Here is a 19494-nt window from a genome sequence, read left to right as displayed (position 1 = left end):
TGTGGGGACGGTGGGGGGTGTCCCCGCAGGACGAGCGCGCACCGCCGGGCACGGCCGAGACCCGGGGTACCGCGCGAGCCGAGGAGACACCCCCCACCGGCCCCGCACCCCCACCCCACCGGCCCGGTGGCCCGACCCAAGCCCCGCCGGCGATTGAGGCGCGGGTCCGGGCGGAGCCCGGGAGGCCGTCGGGCAGACGAAAGCGGCCCGTCCCCCCACCCGGGAGGGGACGGGCCGCTTCGGCCGCGCGTTACGCCTTGCGGAGGCGGAAGGTCAGGCCCAGGGGCTCGTCCCTGAACTCGGCGCCGTACGTGCTGTCGGCCGGACCCCCGGCGAAGTCCGTCGCCAGGACCTCGTCCGCGATCAGACCCGCGTGGTCCGTCAGGGCCGTGACGACCTCCGGGTCCGCGGAGGACCAGCGGAGCGAGATGCGGTCGGCGACATCGAGGCCGGAGTTCTTCCGGGCCTCCTGGATCAGGCGGATCGCGTCACGGGCCAGGCCCGCCAGCCGCAGCTCCGGGGTGATCTCCAGGTCCAGGGCGACCGTCGCGCCCGAGTCGGACGCCACCGACCAGCCCTCGCGCGGGGTCTCCGTGATGATGACCTCCTCCGGAGTGAGGGACACGGACTCCCCGTTCACCTCGACCTCGGCGGAGCCGGACCGCAGGGCCAGGGACAGCGCCGCCGCGTCGGCCGCGGCCACCGCCTTCGCGACGTCCTGGACGCCCTTGCCGAAGCGCTTGCCCAGCGCCCGGAAGTTCGCCTTCGCCGTCGTGTCCACCAGGGACCCGCCGACCTCCGACAGGGAGGCCAGGGAGGAGACGTTCAGCTCCTCCGTGATCTGGGACTGCAGCTCCGGGGAGAGCGCGTCGAAGCCCACCGCGCCGACCAGGGCCCGCGAGAGGGGCTGGCGGGTCTTGACGCCCGACTCGGCCCGCGTCGCGCGGCCCAGCTCCACCAGGCGGCGGACCAACTGCATCTGCTGCGAGAGCGTCGTGTCGATCGCCGAGGTGTCCGCGGTCGGCCACGTCGACAGGTGGACGGACTCCGGGGCGTCCGGGGTGACCGGGACGACCATGTCCTGCCAGACCCGCTCCGTGATGAAGGGGGTCAGCGGGGCGAGGAGCCGGGTGACCGTCTCCACCACGTCGTGGAGGGTGCGCAGCGCGGCCGCGTCACCCTGCCAGAAGCGCCGCCGCGAGCGGCGCACGTACCAGTTGGACAGGTCGTCCACGAACGCGGAGAGGAGCTTGCCCGCGCGCTGGGTGTCGTACGACTCCATCGCCTCGGTGACCTCGGCCACCAGGGTGTGGAGCTCGGACAGGAGCCAGCGGTCCAGCACCGTGCGGTCGGCCGGGGCCGGGTCGGAGGCGGAGGGCGCCCAGTTCGACGTACGGGCGTACAGGGCCTGGAAGGCCACCGTGTTCCAGTACGTGAGGAGGGTCTTGCGGACGACCTCCTGGATCGTGCCGTGCCCCACGCGGCGCGCGGCCCAGGGGGATCCGCCGGCCGCCATGAACCAGCGCACCGCGTCCGCGCCGTGCTGGTCCATGAGCGGGATCGGCTGGAGGATGTTGCCCAGGTGCTTGGACATCTTGCGGCCGTCCTCGGCGAGGATGTGGCCCAGGCAGACCACGTTCTCGTACGAGGACTTGTCGAAGACCAGCGTGCCGACCGCCATCAGCGTGTAGAACCAGCCGCGCGTCTGGTCGATGGCCTCCGAGATGAACTGCGCCGGGTAGCGCTTCTCGAAGATCTCCTTGTTCTTGTACGGGTAGCCCCACTGCGCGAACGGCATCGAGCCCGAGTCGTACCAGGCGTCGATGACCTCCGGGACGCGGACCGCTTCGAGGGAGCAGCCTTCGTGCGTGCAGGTGAAGGTCACGTCGTCGATGTACGGGCGGTGCGGGTCCAGGTTCGAGTGGTCCCGGCCCGACAGCTCGCTCAGTTCGGCGCGGGAGCCGACGCAGGTGAGGTGGTTCTCCTCACAGCGCCAGATGGGCAGGGGGGTGCCCCAGTACCGGTTGCGGGAGAGCGCCCAGTCGATGTTGTTGTTCAGCCAGTCGCCGAAGCGGCCCTGCTTGACCGAGTCCGGGAACCAGTTCGTCTTCTCGTTCTCCCGCAGCATCGCGTCCTTGACGGCGGTGGTGCGGATGTACCAGGACGGCTGCGCGTAGTAGAGCAGGGCCGTGTGGCAGCGCCAGCAGTGCGGGTAGCTGTGCTCGTAGGCGATGTGCTTGAAGAGCAGGCCGCGGGCGTCGAGGTCGGCGGTCAGCTTCTCGTCGGCCTTCTTGAAGAAGACGCCGCCGACCAGCGGGACCTCCTCCTCGAAGGTGCCGTCGGGGCGGACCGGGTTCACGACGGGCAGGCCGTACGCGCGGCAGACCGCGAGGTCGTCGGCGCCGAAGGCGGGGGACTGGTGGACCAGACCGGTGCCGTCCTCGGTCGTGACGTACTCGGCGTTCACGACGTAGTGGGCGGGCTCGGGGAACTCGACGAGGTCGAAGGGGCGCTCGTACGTCCAGCGCTCCATCTCCTTGCCGGTGAAGGTCTCGCCGGTGGCCTCCCAGCCCTCGCCCAGGGACTTCTCCAGCAGCGGCTGGGCGACGACCAGCTTCTCCTCGCCATTGGTGGCGACGACGTAGTCGACCTCGGGGTGCGCGGCCACGGCGGTGTTGGACACCAGGGTCCAGGGGGTGGTCGTCCAGACGAGCAGCGCGGCCTCGCCCGCGAGCGGGCCGGAGGTCAGCGGGAAGCGGACGTAGACGGAGGGGTCCACGACCGTCTCGTAGCCCTGCGCCAGCTCGTGGTCCGAGAGGCCGGTGCCGCAGCGCGGGCACCAGGGGGCGACGCGGTGGTCCTGGGTGAGCAGACCCTTGTTGAAGATCTCCTTCAGCGACCACCACACGGACTCGACGTACTCGGGGTCCATGGTCCGGTAGGCGTCGTCCAGGTCGACCCAGTAGCCCATCCGGGTCGTGAGCTCGGTGAACGCGTCGGTGTGGCGGGTCACGGACTCGCGGCACTTGGCGTTGAACTCGGCGATGCCGTACGCCTCGATGTCCTGCTTGCCGTTGAAGCCGAGCTCCTTCTCGACGGCGAGCTCGACGGGCAGGCCGTGGCAGTCCCAGCCGGCCTTGCGGGCCACGTGGTAGCCGCGCATGGTGCGGAAGCGGGGGAAGACGTCCTTGAAGACGCGGGCCTCGATGTGGTGCGCGCCGGGCATGCCGTTCGCGGTGGGCGGGCCCTCGTAGAAGACCCACTCGGGGCGGCCCTCGGACTGCTCCAGGGTCTTGGCGAAGGTCTTGCTCTCGCGCCAGAAGTCGAGGACGGCGTGCTCGAGGGCGGGCAGGTCGACCTGGGCGGGTACCGGGCGGTACTGCGGCGGTGTGGTCATGAGGCTGAACTCTTCCTCCGGCGGGGTGTCATTCCGTCCGGAGGGACGAGAGCACTGCTGCTCCCGCGGTACCACCCTCCTTGGCCGCCGGACGGATCCGGTGGCCCCCTCATTGGGGTGCGAAGCCGGTTCTACTCGCCGTCCGGGGATCCGGGGATCCCGTGCGGGCTTTCTTCCGGCGGCTCAGGGGTGATCCTTCACATCGCGCTCGCCCCCGGGCTCTCACCGTCCCCGGGTCGCTCCTGGCTGCGTACGACGCTACTCGTCCCCGTCCATGCCTTTCGCTGGGCCCAGTGTACGGGCCCGGGGGGCGCGGGGCGGACCGGTTTACGGGGGCCCGTGCGGGGGCCGCGGGCTCGGCGTGGCGCGGCCGCGGGGAGGGTCCGGACGAGCCCCCGGCGCGCCCCCGGCGTGACCCGAATGGGCTCCCGGTGGCGGTGACGACTCGGGTGGGGCGGGAGTGGCGGATTACCGGGGCTCCTGATGGGCACAACGGATGCAGGTTGACCTCGATGGATGCGTGCCCCGTTGCCGCGGGGCCGGTGTCGATTTATCGTTCCGGCACGATTCGCGAGCAAAGATCACAGTATGTGAAGGGGTCGCGGCCATGGTGGCGAAGAAGACCGCCGGGAGTACTGCCAAGAAGGCTGTCGGGAAGGCCGCCGGGAAGGCGGCGGTCTCCGAGGACGCGGCCCCCGCCAAGAAGGCGACCGCTGTCAGGAAGACCGCCACCGGGGCGCCCGCTCCGGACGGGAAGGCGACCGCCGTCAAGAAGACGACCGCCGTCGAGAAGCGGACGGCCACGGCCAAGAAGGCCGCGGCCGAGGGGGCGGCACCTGCCGCGAAGAAGACGGGAGTCCGGAAAGTGGTTGCCAAGAAGAGCACGGGTACGGCGAGGAAGACGGCCGCGGCCGCCACGAGCGGGCTCCCCAAGGCGCGGGCCACGGCGGGCCTGGCCCCCGGCGAGCTCGCCGTACGGCCCGGGGAGGACCCGTGGACCCCCAAGGAGGTCGACGACGCCCGTGCGGAGCTCCTGTCGGAGGTGCTGCGCCTGCGGGCCGAGCTGGACGCCTCCGAGGCCGCGATCACCGGCCTGATGCGGGACTCCGGGGACGGCGCGGGCGACGACCAGGCCGACACGGGTACCAAGAACATCACCCGGGAGTCCGAGCTGGCGCTCGCGGCGAACGCCACCTCGATGCTGGAGCAGACCGAGCGGGCCCTGGAACGGCTGGAGGCGGGCACGTACGGGCTCTGCGAGAACTGCGGGCAGCCCATCGGCAAGGCCAGGATGCAGGCCTTCCCACGGGCCACGCTGTGCGTGGACTGCAAGCAGAAGCAGGAACGGCGGCACTAGAGCCGTCCGGGAGGTGGGGCGGGCGGTCCGTGGGGGCCCTGACGTACTCTCGTGTTCCGTCAGGGTCCAGGAGGAGCCTGGTTCGAGCTAGTTCGAGGGACTCACGTGGCAGAGGCGGAGCGCATCATCGGTACGCCGGAGGTCGGGGACGACACCCAGCCGGAGTCCGCCGGGCCCAAGGGGCGCCGTCGGATCACGGCTCTGCTCGTCGTGGCGGTGCTCGCCTACCTGCTCGACCTCGGCAGCAAGATGCTGGTCGTGGCGAAGCTGGAGCACCAGCCGCCGATCGAGATCATCGGTGACCTGCTGAAGTTCGAGGCGGTCCGCAACCCGGGCGCCGCCTTCGGCTTCGGCGAGGCCTTCACCATCATCTTCACCTGCATCGCCGCCTCGGTGATCATCGTGATCGTGCGGCTGGCCCGCAAGCTCTACAGCCTGCCGTGGGCCATCGCCCTGGGTCTGCTGCTGGGTGGTGCGCTGGGCAACCTGACCGACCGGATCTTCCGTTCGCCGGGTGTGTTCCGCGGCGCGGTCGTCGACTTCATCGCGCCCGCCCACTTCGCCGTCTTCAACCTCGCGGACTCGGCGATCGTGTGCGGCGGCATCCTGATCGTCCTGCTGTCCTTCAAGGGTCTGGACCCGGACGGGACCGTCCACAAGGACTGATCGAAGGATTGATCGCGGAACGGTCCGACCGCCCCGTCCTGCATACTCGACGGGTGAGTACGATTCCCGAGATCCGCACCCTGCCCGTTCCCGATGGCCTCGAAGGCGAGCGTGTCGACGCCGCCATCGCCCGTATGTTCGGTTTCTCCCGGACGAAGGCGGCCGATCTCGCGGCCGCGGGAAAGGTGTCGGTCGACGGCAGTGTCGTCGGGAAGTCCGAGCGTGTGCACGGTGGCGCCTGGCTCGAAGTCGAGATGCCCGAGCCGGCCCGGCCGGTCGAGCTCGTCGCCGAGCCCGTCCCCGGCATGGAGATCATTCATGACGACGACGACATCGTCGTCATCATGAAGCCGGTGGGCGTCGCCGCCCACCCGAGCCCCGGCTGGACCGGCACCACCGTCATCGGTGGCCTCGCCGCGGCCGGCTACCGCATCTCCACCTCCGGCGCGTCCGAGCGCCAGGGCATCGTGCACCGTCTCGACGTCGGCACGTCCGGCCTGATGGTCGTCGCGAAGTCGGAACGCGCGTACACCTCGCTGAAGAACCAGTTCCGCGAGCGCGTCGTGGACAAGCGCTACCACGCGCTGGTGCAGGGCCACCCGGACCCGATGAGCGGCACGATCGACGCGCCGATCGGTCGCCACCCCAGCGCGGACTACAAGTGGGCCGTGATCCAGGACGGCAAGGCGTCCGTCACCCACTACGACCTGATCGAGGCCTTCCGCGCCGCCTCGCTGCTGGACATCAAGCTGGAGACCGGACGGACGCACCAGATCCGCGTGCACATGTCCGCGCACCGGCACCCCTGTGTCGGCGACCTGACCTACGGGGCCGACCCCACCGTCGCCAAGCGGCTCGGCCTCACCCGGCAGTGGCTGCACGCGGTGCGCCTCGGCTTCGAGCACCCGTCGGACGGGCAGTGGGTCGAGTTCGAGAGCACCTACCCGGCGGACCTGCAGCACGCGCTGGACGTGATCCGGGCGGAGAGCGAGTGACCTCGCCTGTCGAAGGCACGGTCGAGGTCCGGGTCGCCGTCTCGGAGGAGGACCTGAAGTCCTGCTTCGCGGTGCGGTCCGAGGTCTTCGTGGTCGAGCAGTCGGTGCCCGAGTCGATCGAGTACGACGCGTACGACGCGGACGCGGTGCACGTCCTGGCCGTGGACCCGGACGGCGCGCCGCTGGGCACGGGCCGGCTGCTGTACGGGCCGGCGGCCCTCGGCAAGACGGGCGACCCGACGGTCGGCTCGCTGGGCCGGCTGGCCGTGGCCAAGTCCGCGCGCGGGCTGGGCGTGGGTGTGGCGCTGGTCCGCGCGATCGAGGCGGAGGCGGTCCGGAGGGGGTTGACCGCGGTCGACCTGGGCGCGCAGACGCATGCGCTGGGCTTCTACGAGAGGCTCGGCTACGTGGCCTACGGCCCGGAGTTCCAGGACGCGGGCATCCCCCACCGAGCGATGCGGCGTCCGCTGCCGTAGTGGTGCCACCACCCGCCACCGCTGCCGGGGCTCCGCCCCGGACCCCGCGCCGCAAACGCCGGCGGGGCGGGGATCTGGAGGGCCCCCCCGGGGTTGTGGGGGGGGCGCGGAGCGCCGGGGGGGGTGGGGGGGGGCCCGCCACGGTGCCGGGGCCCCCCCCCCCCCCCCGGGGGGGGCCCCCCCCCCCCCCCCCCCCCCCCCACACCCCGCCCCCCCCCCCCCCCCCCCCGCCCGTCTATTGCGCCGCGGGCGCGGAGCGCCGTAGGGGTTCGGGCGGAGCCCGACACGGAGCCGCGGCCCCGTCACCGCACCGGCCAAGCGCAGCGGACTGGCAGGGTGGGGGAGTGGATCAGCTCGCTCTGCTCTTCGTGCTCCTGCTCGGGGCGGTGGTCACGGTGCCGCTCGGGGACCGACTCAAACTGCCCGCGCCCGTCCTGATGACCGTCGGCGGGGTGATCCTCGCCCTGGTGCCGGTCGTGCCGAACGTCGAGATCCCGCCCGAGTACATCCTGCCGTTGGTGCTGCCGCCCCTGCTGTACGCCTCTGTGCAGCGCACCTCCTGGCGGCAGTTCGCCGCCAATGTCCGCCCCATCCTGCTGCTGGCCGTGGCCCTGGTGTTCGTCACCACCGCCGCGGTGGCCGCCGTGGCCAACGCCGTCGTTCCCGGCCTGCCGATCGCCGCCGCACTCGCCCTCGGCGCGCTCGTGGCCCCGCCTGACCCGGTGGCCGCCACCGCCGTCGCGGGATCGCTCGGGCTGCCCCGCCGCATGGTGTCGATCCTGGAGGGCGAAGGGCTCTTCAACGACGTGACGGCGATCGTGCTCTACCACGTTGCCGTCGCCGCCGTCGTGAGCGGCAGTTTCTCCTGGCCCCAGGCGCTCGGGGAGTTCGTGCTCTCCGCCGTGGTGGCCGTGGCCGTAGGGCTCGCGCTCGGCTGGATCACCAACCGGCTCATGGGGCGTCTCGGCGACGCCACCCTGCAGATCGGGCTGACCCTGCTGGTGCCGTTCGTCGCGTACGTGGTCGCCGAGGAGCTCCAGGGGTCGGGGGTGCTGGCCGTGCTGACGACGGCCCTGTTCCTCGCCGAGTACGCGAGCGACGCCGACGACGTGCTGGGTCGCCTCGCCGGGCACACCTTCTGGGAAGTCGTCGACATGTTGGTCACCGGCGTGGCCTTCGGGCTGATCGGGCTGGAGCTGCACAACGTGTTCGGCACGGCCGAGGACCGGGTGTGGGAGATGGCCGGGTGGGCGGCGATCGTGGTCGCGGTGGTCGTCGGCGTACGGCTGGTGTGGTTGCTGCCGGCCGGCTGGCTCGCCCAGAGGCTGCACAAGCGGCGTGACTACGACGAGGAGATCCCGCTGAGCTGGCGGGAGAGCGTGGTGATGTGGTGGGCGGGGATGCGCGGGGTGGCCTCGGTGGCCCTGGCCCTGGCCATTCCGCTGAGGACGGACGCCGGTGAGCCCTTCCCCGGGCGGGACCAGATCATCTTCATCGCGTTCGCGGTGATCATGACGACCCTGGTGTGCCAGGGGCTGACCCTGCCGTGGCTGGTGCGGCGGCTGGGGGTGGAGGCCGACACGGACGCCGACCGTGACGCGGAACGGCGGTTGGCGATCCGTGCCGCCAAGGCCGCGAAGCAGCGCCTGAAGGAGATCGAGGCGGTGGAGGAGCTGCCGGAGGACCTGGTCGAGCAGTTGTACCGGCGCGCGTACGACGTGGGGGCCAGGATCAGCCCCGACATGGTGGACGAGGAACGGCGTGAGGCCTACGCGAAGCGCGTGGAGCGGCTCCACGACATCCAGCGGATCCAGCGGGAGATGATGTCGGCCGCCCGCCACGAGATCCTGGCCGCCCGCAGCGAATCCGGCTCCGACCCGGAGATCGTGGACCGGGTACTACGACACCTCGACGTACGGAGCCTGCGGGCCCCGTGAGCGCCGCGGTTCCGTTCAGGGGGCCGGGCGGCGGCCCAGGGACATCAGGAGGCGGACGTACGGGGACCAGCGGGCCCGGCGGGCGATCGTGCCCGTGCAGGATTCCCGCCTGCCGGTAGGACGCCTGAGCGGCGAGGTGCACAGGACGACCTGGCAGGGCAGCCGCCAGTGGCACAGCAGTCCCCACAGGGGGTCTCGGCGTGCCGGGCGTCGGCCCTGCGGCAGCAGCAGGTCCAGCAGCCGACCCGCGACCAGGGTGGCGACCAGGACACCGCCGGCGACCGTGACGGGGCGCAGGACGTTCTCCCTCTCCCTGGGGACGAACGTGGTGCGTGGTGGCCGGCACGATGGAGGCATGAACATCATGCTTTTCCATTCGACGTACGGGCTGCGGCCCGCGGTGCACGCGGCGGCCGACCGGCTGCGCGCGGCCGGGCACCAGGTCCAGGTGCCGGATCTCTTCGAGGGACGCACCTTCGGGACCGTCGAGGAGGGCATGGCCCACCGGGACGAGATCGGCCGTGACGAACTGCTGAAGCGCGCGGTGCTGGCCTCCGCCCCCTACTCGGACCAGGGACTGGTCTACGCGGGCTTCTCCTTCGGCGGTTCCGTCGCCCAGCACCTGGCGATGGCCGACGAGAAGGCGCGCGGGCTGCTGCTCCTGCACGGGACGGCGGACCTGGAGGACGGCGCGTCGGTGGACGAACTGCCCGTGCAGCTGCACATCGCGGACCCGGACCCCTTCGAGCCGCACGACTGGCTGACGGCCTGGTACCTGCGGATGCGGCGCGCGGGAGCCGATGTGGAGGTCCACAGCTACCCGGGTGCCGGGCACCTGTTCACCGACCCGGAGTTGGACGACTACGACGCCGAGGCCGCCGAGCAGCTCTGGAAGGTCGCCGTCGGCTTCCTCGACGCTCTGTAGGCGCGAGAACGACGAGGGCCCGGCCCGGCGGATGCCGGACCGGGCCTTTCGTCGTGGGTGGGTCGGCCCGTGGGGTCAGCCCGCGCGGTACGCGGTCCAGCTGCTCGACATGCGAGCCACCTGGCCGGCGGTGAACTGGTACATGCAGGAGTCGTACGTGTAGTCCATGAAGTTGCGGATCGGGTCCACGCCCGGCTTGCTCGCGCAGCTGTCGCGCCCGGTCGGGCACTCGTACGCGGCGCTCTTCTCGGCCGGGGTGTCGGAGACGTAGTCGCCGTTGCCGTTACAGCCGCCCTGGAAGGTGTGGTAGAGCCCCAGCCAGTGGCCGACCTCGTGGGTGGCGGTGTCACCCTCGTTGTAGTTGGCGGAGGAGCCGCCCGGCAGCGAGCTGTCGAGCACGACCACGCCGTCCATCTTGGGGCTGGAGGCGTACGAGGTCGGGAAGGTCGCCCAGCCCAGCAGGCCGCCGGAGAGCTTGGCGGTGTAGAAGTTGAGCGCGCCCGGGCCGCCCTTGCGCAGGGTGTTCTTCATGTCCTTCTCGGCCTGCGAGCCGGAAGCCAGGTTGTACCAGGTGGCGTTGTCCGTGTAGTCCGTGGCCGCCAGGGTGAACTGGAAGTTCGTGTTGACGTTCCCGGTGCCCTGGCCGCCGTAGGCCGCGTTGAGGACCGCCAGCTGCTTGCTGACGTCCGTGGACGTCAACTTGCCGGTGGTGCCGGAGTGCACGACGTGGAAGTACACGGGGATGTTCACGACGGCCTCGGCGGCCGCCAGGCTGCGCTGGGGCTGGTTCTTGAGGGCCTTGTCCAGCTTCGCCTTCAGGTCGGCGTCCATGGACTTCGCCTGCGCGTCGGTGATCGCGTTGGGCTCGTCCGCGTGCTCGTCGTGGGCGCGGGCGACACGGGCGTTCGCGGCGCCGGAGGAGGCGGGCTGGTCGGCGCAGACCTCGGCGGGGGACTTGGCGGCGGCCGCGAGCGTGGTGGGGGCGGCGAGCGGCGTGAACGCCAAGGTTCCGGCCAGGACCGCCGTGCCCATCAGGCGGCGGCGGAGAAGGGGGGATATGCGGGCAACTGCGCGCACGTGTGCTCCTCGCGTGGGGGGTTGTGGGGGGTGGTGGCCTGAAGGATCTTCTTCAGCTGGCGCGAAGCTTATGTGTGCATGACATATTCAGGTCAAGTGCCTTACGTAAAAGATTTGTTGCTTCTGATGCACATGGGGCGCCTGGTATGTACCAGGCGCCCCATGTGGCCGGAAATTCGACGGTCGATCAGCGGACGGGCTGATGCACCCGCTCCACCTTCTGGGTCCCGTTGAGCGTCCGGTACGACCGGCTCCACGCGGAGGTGGCACCCTGCTGCCGCTTGTCGGACACCACGTAGTAGTCCATCTGCGAGCGCTCCGCCGTCACGTCCAGCACGCCGTAGCCGTGCGCGTCCATGTCGAGCCACTTCACGTGCCAGTTGGCGGCCTTGATGGCCGACTCGGCCACCAGCGAGAGGGTGTCCGGCAGGACGTGCAGCATGTCGTCGAGGTTGTCGGAGGTCACCGAGGTGACCACGAACTCGGTCGCCGCCGTCCCCGAGCCCGGGTAGGTGGCCATGTTCATCGGGACCTCGTTCGCCCACGCCATGTGGATGTCGCCGGTCAGGAACACCGTGTTCTTGACGCCCCGGTCCTTGAGGTGCCCCAGCAGCTCCTTGCGGTCGTCCGTGTACCCGTCCCACTGGTCCACGTTGATCGCGAGCCCACCCTCGGGCAGGCCGAGCAGCTTGGCCAGCGGCTTCAGCAGGTGCGCGGGCAGCGAGCCGAAGGCCACCGGTGAGATCATCACCGAGGTGCCGACCAGCTTCCAGGTCGCTTCCGACCCGGCGAGGCCCGCCTTGAGCCAGTCCAGCTGGGCGCGCCCGGTGATGGTGCGCTCCGGGTCGTCCACCGAGCCGCTGCCGATCTTGACCTGCTGCGAGCGGAAGGAGCGCAGGTCGAGCAGGTGCAGGTCGGCGAGGGTGCCGAAGCGCAGCCGCCGGTAGACGGTGCCCGCGATGGAGGCGCGTACGGGCATCCACTCGAAGTACGCCTGCTTGGCGGCGGCGGCGCGGGCCGCCCATTCGCCCTCGGCGCCCGGCGTGTGGTTCTCGGCGCCGCCGGCCCAGGCGTCGTTGGCGAACTCGTGGTCGTCCCAGATGGCGATGATCGGGTGCGCGTGGTGCAGTGCCTGCAGGTCCGCGTCCGTCTTGTACTTGCCGTGGCGGGTGCGGTAGTCGGCGAGCGAGACGATCTCGTGCTTCGGCTCGTGAGGGCGGACGACGTACTTCGCCTCCGGATATCCCCCGGACCCGTACTCGTAGATGTAGTCGCCCAGGTGCAGGATCGCGTGCAGATCCGTGCGGGCCGCCAGGTGGCGGTAGGCGGAGAAGTAGCCGGACTCCCAGTTGGCGCAGGAGACCACGCCGAAGCGGACCCCGTCGGTGGTCGCCTCGTGGGCCGGGGTGGTCAGCGTGCGTCCCACGGGGGAGACGGTGGCGCCGGCGGTGAACCGGTACCAGTACGCCGTCTGCGGCTGGAGACCGCGCACGTCCACCTTGACCGTGTGGTCGGTGGCGGCGCTCGCGGTGACGGTGCCGGAGCCGACGATCCGGGAGAAGCCCTTGTCGGACGCCACTTCCCAGCTCACCTGGGTGGCCGGGCCCAGCCCGGAGCCGGGTACGGCCTCGGGGGTCGGGGTGACGCGGGTCCACAGCAGGACCCCGTCGGGCAGCGGGTCGCCCGAGGCGACGCCGTGGAGGAAGGCGGGCGCGACGCCCGCCGCGTGGGCGGCCGAGGCGCCCAACGAGGTGAGGGGGGCCGCCGCGGCCGTGGCCGCGGCGGCCAGAACGACCGTGCGACGGCGGGGAGTTGCCGCGGACTGGGAGGAGGTGAGATGACTGGTCACGGATGATCATATTACCGACGGGTACACCCGCTGGGCCAGGTGTGGGAATGCAAAGGGCGGGCGAACTCTGGGAGTTCGCCCGCCCCTCGAAGCGGTACGTCCGGACGGTGATTTCCGGATTGCCCCGGGATCAGCCCTGCAGGGCCTTGTCGATCGCCGCCGTGAACTGCTCCGCCGTCTGCGGAGTTTCGATCTTCTTGCCGTCCATCTTCAGGGTCGGCGTGCCCTTCACCCCGGACTTGTCGAAGGTCTTCGACATCTCCAGCGCCCACCGGTCGTACGTACCGTCCTCGACGGCCTTCTTGAACTCGGCGTTGCCCTTGAGCGCCGGGACCGTGTCCGCGACCTTCAGCAGGTAGTCGTCCTTGGCGAAGCTGTCGACGCTCTCCTCGGGGTGCAGGTCCTTGGAGTAGAGCGCGCCCTTGTAGTCCAGGAAGGCCTGCGGGCCGACGTTCAGCGCCGCGCCCAGGGCGCTCAGCGCGTTCTTCGAGCCCTCGCCCGAGACCGCGTTGTCGATGAAGGTGGCGCCGATGTACTGGAGCTTGTACTTGCCCGCGTCCACGTCCTTGTGGATCTGCTCACCGGAGGCCTGCTCGAAGGCGGCGCAGGCCGGGCAGCGGGAGTCCTCGTACAGCTCCAGGGTCTTCTTCGCCTCGGGCTTGCCGATGACGACCGTGGTGCCGTTCTCGCCCTCGGTGTTCTTCGGCTTGACCAGCTCCGCCGTGGCGGCCTTCTCCCAGTGACCGGGCTGGTTGCTCTGGACGACCCCGTAGGCGATGGCACCGATCACGCCGAGCGCGACCACGACCCCGCCCGCCACGATCACCTGGCGGCGCACCTTGTCCTTCTTGGCCTGGGCCTCGCGCTCGGCGCGCAGCCGCTCGCGGGCCGCTGCCTTGTTCGCCTGGCTGTTGCGTGAACTCATCATGATCTCCGTGGGGTGTGACGTGTGGAAGGGACTGCCGTACGTGCGTCAGGCGCGCGCGAGGGCGCCGAGCACGGGGGGTCCCCGCCGTCCCACGGAGTGTGCCGGGAAGCGGGTGAGGGCCCCGGCGGCCGAGCGGACCGACCGCGGCAGCGCCCGCGCCGGCCGGCAGATCACCGTGGCCGAGGCCGAGGCCGAGGCCAGCAGCAGCGGCCGGAACGCGAAGGCCGCCACCGCCCGCAGCAGCCGACCCAGCGCCCGCTCGCCGTGGCGCAGCCAGGCGGCGGCCAGCAGCCCCACCGAGACGTGCGTGCCGAGCAGCAGCCAGGGCGTGTACGGCCCGGGCGAGGCCAGCAGCGCGGCGGCGTCGACCGGTCCCGTCACCTCGGCCAGCGGTCCGCCCACCGACGTACCTCCGCACAGGGCGTCCAGGCCCATGGCGCGCAGCGGCCCCGCGACGGGTCCGCCCGCAGGGCCGTAGCAGAGGTGCTGGCCGGTGGTGAAGACGGTGTCGGCGGCCAGCTCCAGCGGGACGAGCAGCCCGGCGATGGGGCCGAAGCCCCGTTCACGGCCGGCCAGCGCGTAGGCGATCGCGAACACACCCGCGAAGGCCCCGACCACCAACGTGCGCGGCAGCGGGACCTGGGACATCAGGACGTGCGAGCCCGAGGAGAGCAGTACGACCAGCGCGCTGAACAGCGCGGCCCGCAGCCCCCTGAGTCCCGTCCCGGAAATGTCCATCCTCGCGAGTGTGCCATGCGTTCCTGTGGAACAGCGGCTCAGGGAGTGAGACGCCCGTTACGGAAGAGGTCCACGAAGATCTGGTGGTCGGCGCGCGCCCTGGCCCCGTACGCGTGGGCGAAGTCCACGAGCAGCGCCGCGAAGCCCTCCTCGTCGGCCGCGATCGCCGCGTCGATGGCCCGCTCGGTGGAGAACGGCACCAGGGACTGCCCGCTCTCGGCCTCGTCGGCCGACGCGTGCATGGTCGCGGTCGCCCGGCCGAGATCGGCGACGACGGCCGCGATCTCCTCCGGGTCGTCCAGGTCCGACCAGTCCAGGTCCACCGCGTACGGGGAGACCTCCGCCACCAGCTGCCCGGCCCCGTCCAGCTCCGTCCAGCCCAGCCACGGGTCGGCGTGCGCCTGCAGGGCGCGCTGCGAGATGACCGTGCGGTGCCCCTCGTGCCGGAAGTACTCCCGCACCGCCCGGTCCGTGATGTGCCGGGAGGCCGCCGGGGTCTGCGCCTGCTTGAGGTAGATCACGACGTCGTTCTCCAGGGCGTCGCTGTGCCCCTCCAGCAGGATGTTGTACGAGGGCAGGCCCGCCGAGCCGATGCCGACGCCCCGGCGCCCCACCACGTCCTTGACCCGGTAGGAGTCCGGGCGCACCAGGGACTCGTCGGGGAGGGTCTCCAGGTAGCCGTCGAAGGCGGCCAGCACCTTGTACCGGGTGGCGGCGTCCAGCTCGATGGAGCCCCCGCCGGAGGTGAAGCGGCGCTCGTGGTCGCGTATCTCCGTCATGGAGTCCAGGAGGGAGAAACGGGTCCGGGAGCGGGCCGAGCGCAGCGCGCCCAGTAGCGGGCCCTCGGCGGTGTCCAGGGTGAAGGAGGGCAGCTCGGGCAGGTCATGGCTCTTGGCCCCGGCGGCCAGCATGTGGATCCGCTCCCGGTAGGCGCCCGCGTAGATCCGTACGAGCTCGCTTATCTGGCCGTCGCTGAGCGCCTTGGTGTAGCCGATCAGGGCGACGGAGGCGGCGAAGCGCTTCAGGTCCCAGGTGAAGGGGCCGACGTAGGCCTCGTCGAAGTCGTTGACGTTGAAGATCAGCCGGCCGTTGGAGTCCATGTACGTGCCGAAGTTCTCGGCGTGCAGGTCTCCGTGGATCCACACCCGGCCCGTCCGCTCGTCCAGGTACGGGCCGCCGTGCCGGTCCCGCTCCAGGTCGGAGTAGAAGAGGCAGGCCGTACCCCGGTAGAAGGCGAAGGCCGAAGCCGCCATCTTGCGGAATTTGACCTGGAAGGCAGCGGGGTCGGCGGCGAGCAGCTCACCGAAAGCGGTGTCGAACACGTCGAGGATCTGCTCGGCGCGCTGCTCGTCGGTCGTCTCGGGGACCGCCATGGCGGGTTCCTCCTGGTGCACGGGCTGTTTCAGGTTCCGACCGACTGGACGTCGGATCGGCCCTCCTGGTTCTGCAACGCCCGACCGTACCGGTCAGTGCCCGTGATCTGTCAGCCGGCCGACGTAGGATTCGAAGCTGCCCCCTCACCCCCGCCGCCGGAGGACCCGCGCCGTGACAAAGCCGCCGTTCACGCACCTGCACGTCCACACCCAGTACTCGCTGCTGGACGGTGCCGCGCGGCTGAAGGACATGTTCAACGCGTGCAACGAGATGGGCATGACGCACATCGCCATGTCCGACCACGGCAATCTGCACGGCGCCTATGACTTCTTCCACACCGCGCAGAAGGCCGGCGTCACGCCGATCATCGGCATCGAGGCGTACGTCGCCCCCGAGTCCCGGCGCAACAAGCGGCGCATCCAGTGGGGCCAGCCGCACCAGAAGCGCGACGACGTCTCCGGTTCCGGCGGTTACACCCACAAGACCATCTGGGCGTCGAACGCCACCGGCCTGCACAACATCTTCCGGCTGTCCTCCGACGCCTACGCCGAGGGCTGGCTCACGAAGTGGCCGCGGATGGACAAGGAGACCATCTCCAAGTGGTCCGAGGGCCTGATCGCCTCCACCGGCTGCCCGTCCGGCGAGGTGCAGACCAGGTTGCGCCTCGGCCAGTTCGACGAGGCCGTCCAGGCCGCCTCCGACTACAAGGACATCTTCGGCGAGGGGCGCTACTTCCTGGAGCTGATGGACCACGGCATCGAGATCGAGCGCCGGGTCCGCGACGGGCTGCTGGAGATCGGCAAGAAGCTCGGCATCCCGCCGCTGGTGACGAACGACTCGCACTACACGTACGCGAGCGAGGCCACCGCGCACGACGCGCTGCTCTGCATCCAGACCGGCAAGAACCTCTCGGACCCGGACCGCTTCCGCTTCGACGGCACCGGCTACTACCTGAAGTCGACCGACGAGATGTACGCGATCGACTCCTCGGACGCCTGGCAGGAGGGCTGCGCCAACACACGGCTGGTCGCGGAACAGATCGACACCGAGGGCATGTTCAAGTTCCGGAACCTGATGCCGAAGTTCGACATCCCGGACGGCCACACCGAGGTCAGCTGGTTCCGCGAGGAGACCATGCGCGGCATGCACCGCCGCTACCCCGGAGGCATCCCGGAGGACCGGATGCAGCAGGCCGAGTACGAGATGGACACGATCATCTCGATGGGCTTCCCCGGCTACTTCCTCGTCGTCGCCGACTTCATCATGTGGGCCAAGAACCAGGGCATCGCGGTGGGCCCGGGCCGAGGCTCCGCGGCCGGCTCGATCGTCGCCTACGCCATGGGCATCACCGACCTCGACCCGCTCACGCACGGCCTGATCTTCGAGCGCTTCCTGAACCCCGAGCGCGTCTCCATGCCCGACGTCGACATCGACTTCGACGAGCGTCGGCGCGTGGAGGTGATCCGGTACGTGACCGAGAAGTACGGCGCCGACAAGGTCGCCATGATCGGCACGTACGGCACCATCAAGGCCAAGAACGCGATCAAGGACTCGGCCCGCGTGCTGGGCTACCCGTACGCGATGGGCGACCGCCTCACCAAGGCCATGCCCGCCGACGTCCTCGGCAAGGGCATCCCGCTCTCCGGCATCCTCGACCCGCAGCACCCTCGCTACGGCGAGGCCGGCGAGATCCGCGGGATGTACGAGAACGAGCCGGACGTGAAGAAGGTCATCGACACCGCCCGCGGTGTGGAGGGCCTGGTCCGCCAGATGGGCGTGCACGCCGCCGGCGTGATCATGTCCAGCGAGACCATCACCGACCACGTACCCGTCTGGGTCCGGCACACCGACGGCGTCACCATCACCCAGTGGGACTACCCGAGCTGCGAGTCGCTCGGCCTGCTGAAGATGGACTTCCTCGGCCTGCGCAACCTCACGATCATGGACGACGCCGTCAAGATGGTGAAGGCCAACAAGGGGATCGACATCGATCTCCTGGGCCTCCCGCTCGACGACCCCAAGACCTTCGAACTGCTCGGCCGCGGTGACACCCTCGGCGTCTTCCAGTTCGACGGCGGACCCATGCGCTCCCTGCTGCGCCTGATGAAGCCCGACAACTTCGAGGACATCTCCGCCGTCTCGGCCCTGTACCGGCCGGGCCCGATGGGCATGAACTCGCACACGAACTACGCCCTGCGCAAGAACAAGCAGCAGGAGATCACCCCGATCCACCCCGAGCTGGAGGGGCCGCTCGAAGAGGTCCTCGCGGTCACCTACGGCCTGATCGTCTACCAGGAGCAGGTCCAGAAGGCCGCCCAGATCATCGCCGGGTACTCGCTCGGCGAGGCCGACATCCTGCGCCGCGTGATGGGCAAGAAGAAGCCCGAGGAGCTGGCGAAGAACTTCGTCATCTTCGAGGAGGGCGCCCGGAGCAAGGGCTTCAGCGACGCGGCGATCAAGGCCCTGTGGGACGTCCTGGTCCCCTTCGCCGGCTACGCCTTCAACAAGGCCCACTCGGCCGCGTACGGCCTGGTCTCCTACTGGACCGCCTACCTCAAGGCGAACTTCCCGGCCGAGTACATGGCCGGCCTGCTCACCTCGGTCAAGGACGACAAGGACAAGTCCGCGATCTACCTGAACGAGTGCCGCCGCATGGGCATCAAGGTCCTGCCGCCGAACGTGAACGAGTCCGAGCCGAACTTCGCGGCCCAGGGCGACGACGTGATCCTCTTCGGCCTCACCGCGGTACGCAACGTCGGCACCAACGTCGTCGAGTCGATCATCCGGACGAGGAAGGCCAAGGGGAAGTTCTCCTCCTTCCCCGACTTCCTGGACAAGGTCGAGGCCGTCGTCTGCAACAAGCGCACCGTCGAGTCGCTGATCAAGGCCGGCGCCTACGACGAGATGGGCCACACCCGCAAGGGGCTGGTCGCGCACCACGAGTCGATGATCGACAACGTGGTCGCCGTCAAGCGCAAGGAGGCCGAGGGGCAGTTCGACCTCTTCGGCGGAATGGGTGACGAGAACGCGAGCGACGAGCCCGGCTTCGGTCTCGACGTGGAGTTCTCCGACGTCGAGTGGGAGAAGTCCTACCTGCTCGCCCAGGAGCGCGAGATGCTCGGCCTCTACGTCTCCGACCACCCGCTCTTCGGCCTGGAGCACGTGCTCTCCGACAAGACGGACGCCGGTATCTCCCAGCTCACCGGCGGCGAGCACTCCGACGGCGCCGTCGTCACCATCGGCGGCATCATCTCGGGCCTCCAGCGCAAGATGACCAAGCAGGGCAACGCCTGGGCCATCGCCACCGTCGAGGACCTCGCCGGCTCCATCGAATGCATGTTCTTCCCGGCGACCTACCAGCTCGTCTCCACCCAACTGGTCGAGGACACCGTGGTCTTCGTCAAGGGCCGCCTCGACAAGCGCGAGGACGTCCCCCGCCTGGTCGCCATGGAGATGATGGTCCCCGACCTCTCCTCGGCCGGCACCAACGCCCCGGTGATCCTCACCATCCCCACCGTCAAGGTCACGCCTCCGATGGTGACCCGTCTGGGCGAGATCCTGCGCCACCACCAGGGCAACAGCGAGGTCCGCATCAAGCTCCAAGGGCCGCGCACCACCACCGTGCTCCGCCTCGACAAGCACCGGGTCAAGCCCGACCCGGCGCTCTTCGGCGACCTCAAGGTGCTGCTCGGACCGTCCTGCCTGGCCGGATAGCACCCCCGGACGACACGCGCGGAAGGGCCCGCCCCGAGTACCGGGCGGGCCCTTCCGCGTT

14 protein-coding genes are annotated in these 19494 nt (G+C 70.4%); 7 read left to right on the top strand and 7 right to left on the bottom strand.

The window, feature by feature from the left end:
• Positions 1-250 precede the first annotated feature (250 nt).
• Complete coding sequence (gene ileS / locus ACGFYY_RS39715; protein ID WP_393717147.1) at positions 251-3397, bottom strand: isoleucine--tRNA ligase; 3147 nt, start codon at positions 3395-3397, stop codon at positions 251-253.
• Between the two features lie 607 nt (positions 3398-4004).
• On the opposite strand from ileS, the gene ACGFYY_RS39710 reads away from it, so the two are divergent.
• From ACGFYY_RS39710 to ACGFYY_RS39690, 5 genes are all read left to right on the top strand, one after another.
• Positions 4005-4754 carry a TraR/DksA C4-type zinc finger protein gene (locus tag ACGFYY_RS39710; RefSeq protein WP_365277529.1) on the top strand — a complete coding sequence of 250 codons (750 nt, stop codon included), beginning with the start codon at positions 4005-4007 and terminating at the stop codon, positions 4752-4754.
• 123 nt (positions 4755-4877) lie between these two features.
• The gene (gene lspA / locus ACGFYY_RS39705; RefSeq protein ID WP_365277540.1) at positions 4878-5420 is read left to right on the top strand and encodes a signal peptidase II; all 543 of its coding nucleotides are present in this window, start codon (positions 4878-4880) and stop codon (positions 5418-5420) included.
• 53 nt (positions 5421-5473) lie between these two features.
• Positions 5474-6415 carry an RluA family pseudouridine synthase gene (locus tag ACGFYY_RS39700; RefSeq protein ID WP_365277526.1) on the top strand — a complete coding sequence of 314 codons (942 nt, stop codon included), beginning with the start codon at positions 5474-5476 and terminating at the stop codon, positions 6413-6415.
• Positions 6412-6891, top strand: coding sequence for a GNAT family N-acetyltransferase (locus tag ACGFYY_RS39695; RefSeq protein WP_393717144.1), 480 nt, complete (start codon positions 6412-6414; stop codon positions 6889-6891). The genes ACGFYY_RS39700 and ACGFYY_RS39695 overlap by 4 nt, the downstream gene beginning before the upstream one ends.
• A 344-nt stretch (positions 6892-7235) precedes the next feature.
• The gene (locus tag ACGFYY_RS39690) at positions 7236-8828 is read left to right on the top strand and encodes a Na+/H+ antiporter (protein ID WP_393717142.1); all 1593 of its coding nucleotides are present in this window, start codon (positions 7236-7238) and stop codon (positions 8826-8828) included.
• A gap of 15 nt (positions 8829-8843) precedes the next feature.
• Here the strand turns inward: ACGFYY_RS39690 and ACGFYY_RS39685 are convergent, their stop codons facing one another.
• On the bottom strand, positions 8844-9185 hold the full coding sequence (locus tag ACGFYY_RS39685; RefSeq protein WP_393717140.1) for a hypothetical protein: 342 nt from the start codon (positions 9183-9185) through the stop codon (positions 8844-8846).
• Between ACGFYY_RS39685 and ACGFYY_RS39680 the strand changes: the two genes are divergently transcribed.
• The gene (locus tag ACGFYY_RS39680; protein ID WP_393717138.1) at positions 9184-9753 is read left to right on the top strand and encodes a dienelactone hydrolase family protein; all 570 of its coding nucleotides are present in this window, start codon (positions 9184-9186) and stop codon (positions 9751-9753) included. The two genes, ACGFYY_RS39685 and ACGFYY_RS39680, sit on opposite strands and share 2 nt — an antisense overlap.
• Positions 9754-9828: 75 nt before the next feature.
• Here ACGFYY_RS39680 and ACGFYY_RS39675 read toward each other — a convergent pair whose 3' ends face one another.
• The 5 genes from ACGFYY_RS39675 to ACGFYY_RS39655 all read right to left on the bottom strand — a co-directional run bounded on the left by ACGFYY_RS39675 (position 9829) and on the right by ACGFYY_RS39655 (position 15718).
• The gene (locus ACGFYY_RS39675) at positions 9829-10785 is read right to left on the bottom strand and encodes a zinc metalloprotease (RefSeq protein ID WP_393717149.1); all 957 of its coding nucleotides are present in this window, start codon (positions 10783-10785) and stop codon (positions 9829-9831) included.
• A gap of 232 nt (positions 10786-11017) precedes the next feature.
• Positions 11018-12679 (bottom strand): alkaline phosphatase D family protein, encoded by a 1662-nt coding sequence (locus tag ACGFYY_RS39670; RefSeq protein WP_393717136.1) that lies wholly within the window; start codon positions 12677-12679, stop codon positions 11018-11020.
• A 130-nt stretch (positions 12680-12809) separates the two neighbouring features.
• Positions 12810-13604: a DsbA family protein gene (locus ACGFYY_RS39665; RefSeq protein WP_393717134.1), complete on the bottom strand. Its 795-nt coding sequence runs from the start codon at positions 13602-13604 to the stop codon at positions 12810-12812.
• A 48-nt stretch (positions 13605-13652) separates the two neighbouring features.
• Entirely contained in the window at positions 13653-14345 is a 693-nt protein-coding gene (locus ACGFYY_RS39660; RefSeq protein ID WP_393717132.1) for a hypothetical protein, read from the bottom strand.
• 38 nt (positions 14346-14383) lie between these two features.
• A complete protein-coding gene (locus ACGFYY_RS39655; RefSeq protein WP_365277507.1) occupies positions 14384-15718 on the bottom strand; it encodes a DUF2252 domain-containing protein in 1335 nt (444 codons plus the stop codon).
• 172 nt (positions 15719-15890) lie between these two features.
• Between ACGFYY_RS39655 and dnaE the strand changes: the two genes are divergently transcribed.
• On the top strand, positions 15891-19433 hold the full coding sequence (gene dnaE / locus ACGFYY_RS39650; protein WP_393717130.1) for a DNA polymerase III subunit alpha: 3543 nt from the start codon (positions 15891-15893) through the stop codon (positions 19431-19433).
• Positions 19434-19494: the final 61 nt, after the last annotated feature.

Origin of the sequence: Streptomyces sp. NPDC048331 (assembly GCF_043201215.1) — a bacterium.
In the GTDB taxonomy this organism is placed as follows: domain Bacteria; phylum Actinomycetota; class Actinomycetes; order Streptomycetales; family Streptomycetaceae; genus Streptomyces.
The sequence above is the reverse complement of the archived record's forward strand: the minus strand, read 5'-3'. Positions and strand labels throughout refer to the sequence as shown.

Bases quoted from the DNA above. Each gene is read 5' to 3' on its own strand.
- ACGFYY_RS39710 (WP_365277529.1), top strand. From the start codon at position 4,005: ATGGTGGCGAAGAAGACCGCCGGGAGTACTGCCAAGAAGGCTGTCGGG.
- ACGFYY_RS39675 (WP_393717149.1), bottom strand. From the start codon at position 10,785: ATGGGCACGGCGGTCCTGGCCGGAACCTTGGCGTTCACGCCGCTCGCC.
- ACGFYY_RS39655 (WP_365277507.1), bottom strand. From the start codon at position 15,718: ATGGCGGTCCCCGAGACGACCGACGAGCAGCGCGCCGAGCAGATCCTC.
- ACGFYY_RS39660 (WP_393717132.1), bottom strand. From the start codon at position 14,345: ATGGACATTTCCGGGACGGGACTCAGGGGGCTGCGGGCCGCGCTGTTC.
- ACGFYY_RS39680 (WP_393717138.1), top strand. From the start codon at position 9,184: ATGAACATCATGCTTTTCCATTCGACGTACGGGCTGCGGCCCGCGGTG.
- ACGFYY_RS39685 (WP_393717140.1), bottom strand. From the start codon at position 9,185: ATGCCTCCATCGTGCCGGCCACCACGCACCACGTTCGTCCCCAGGGAG.
- ileS (WP_393717147.1), bottom strand. From the start codon at position 3,397: ATGACCACACCGCCGCAGTACCGCCCGGTACCCGCCCAGGTCGACCTG.
- ACGFYY_RS39665 (WP_393717134.1), bottom strand. From the start codon at position 13,604: ATGAGTTCACGCAACAGCCAGGCGAACAAGGCAGCGGCCCGCGAGCGG.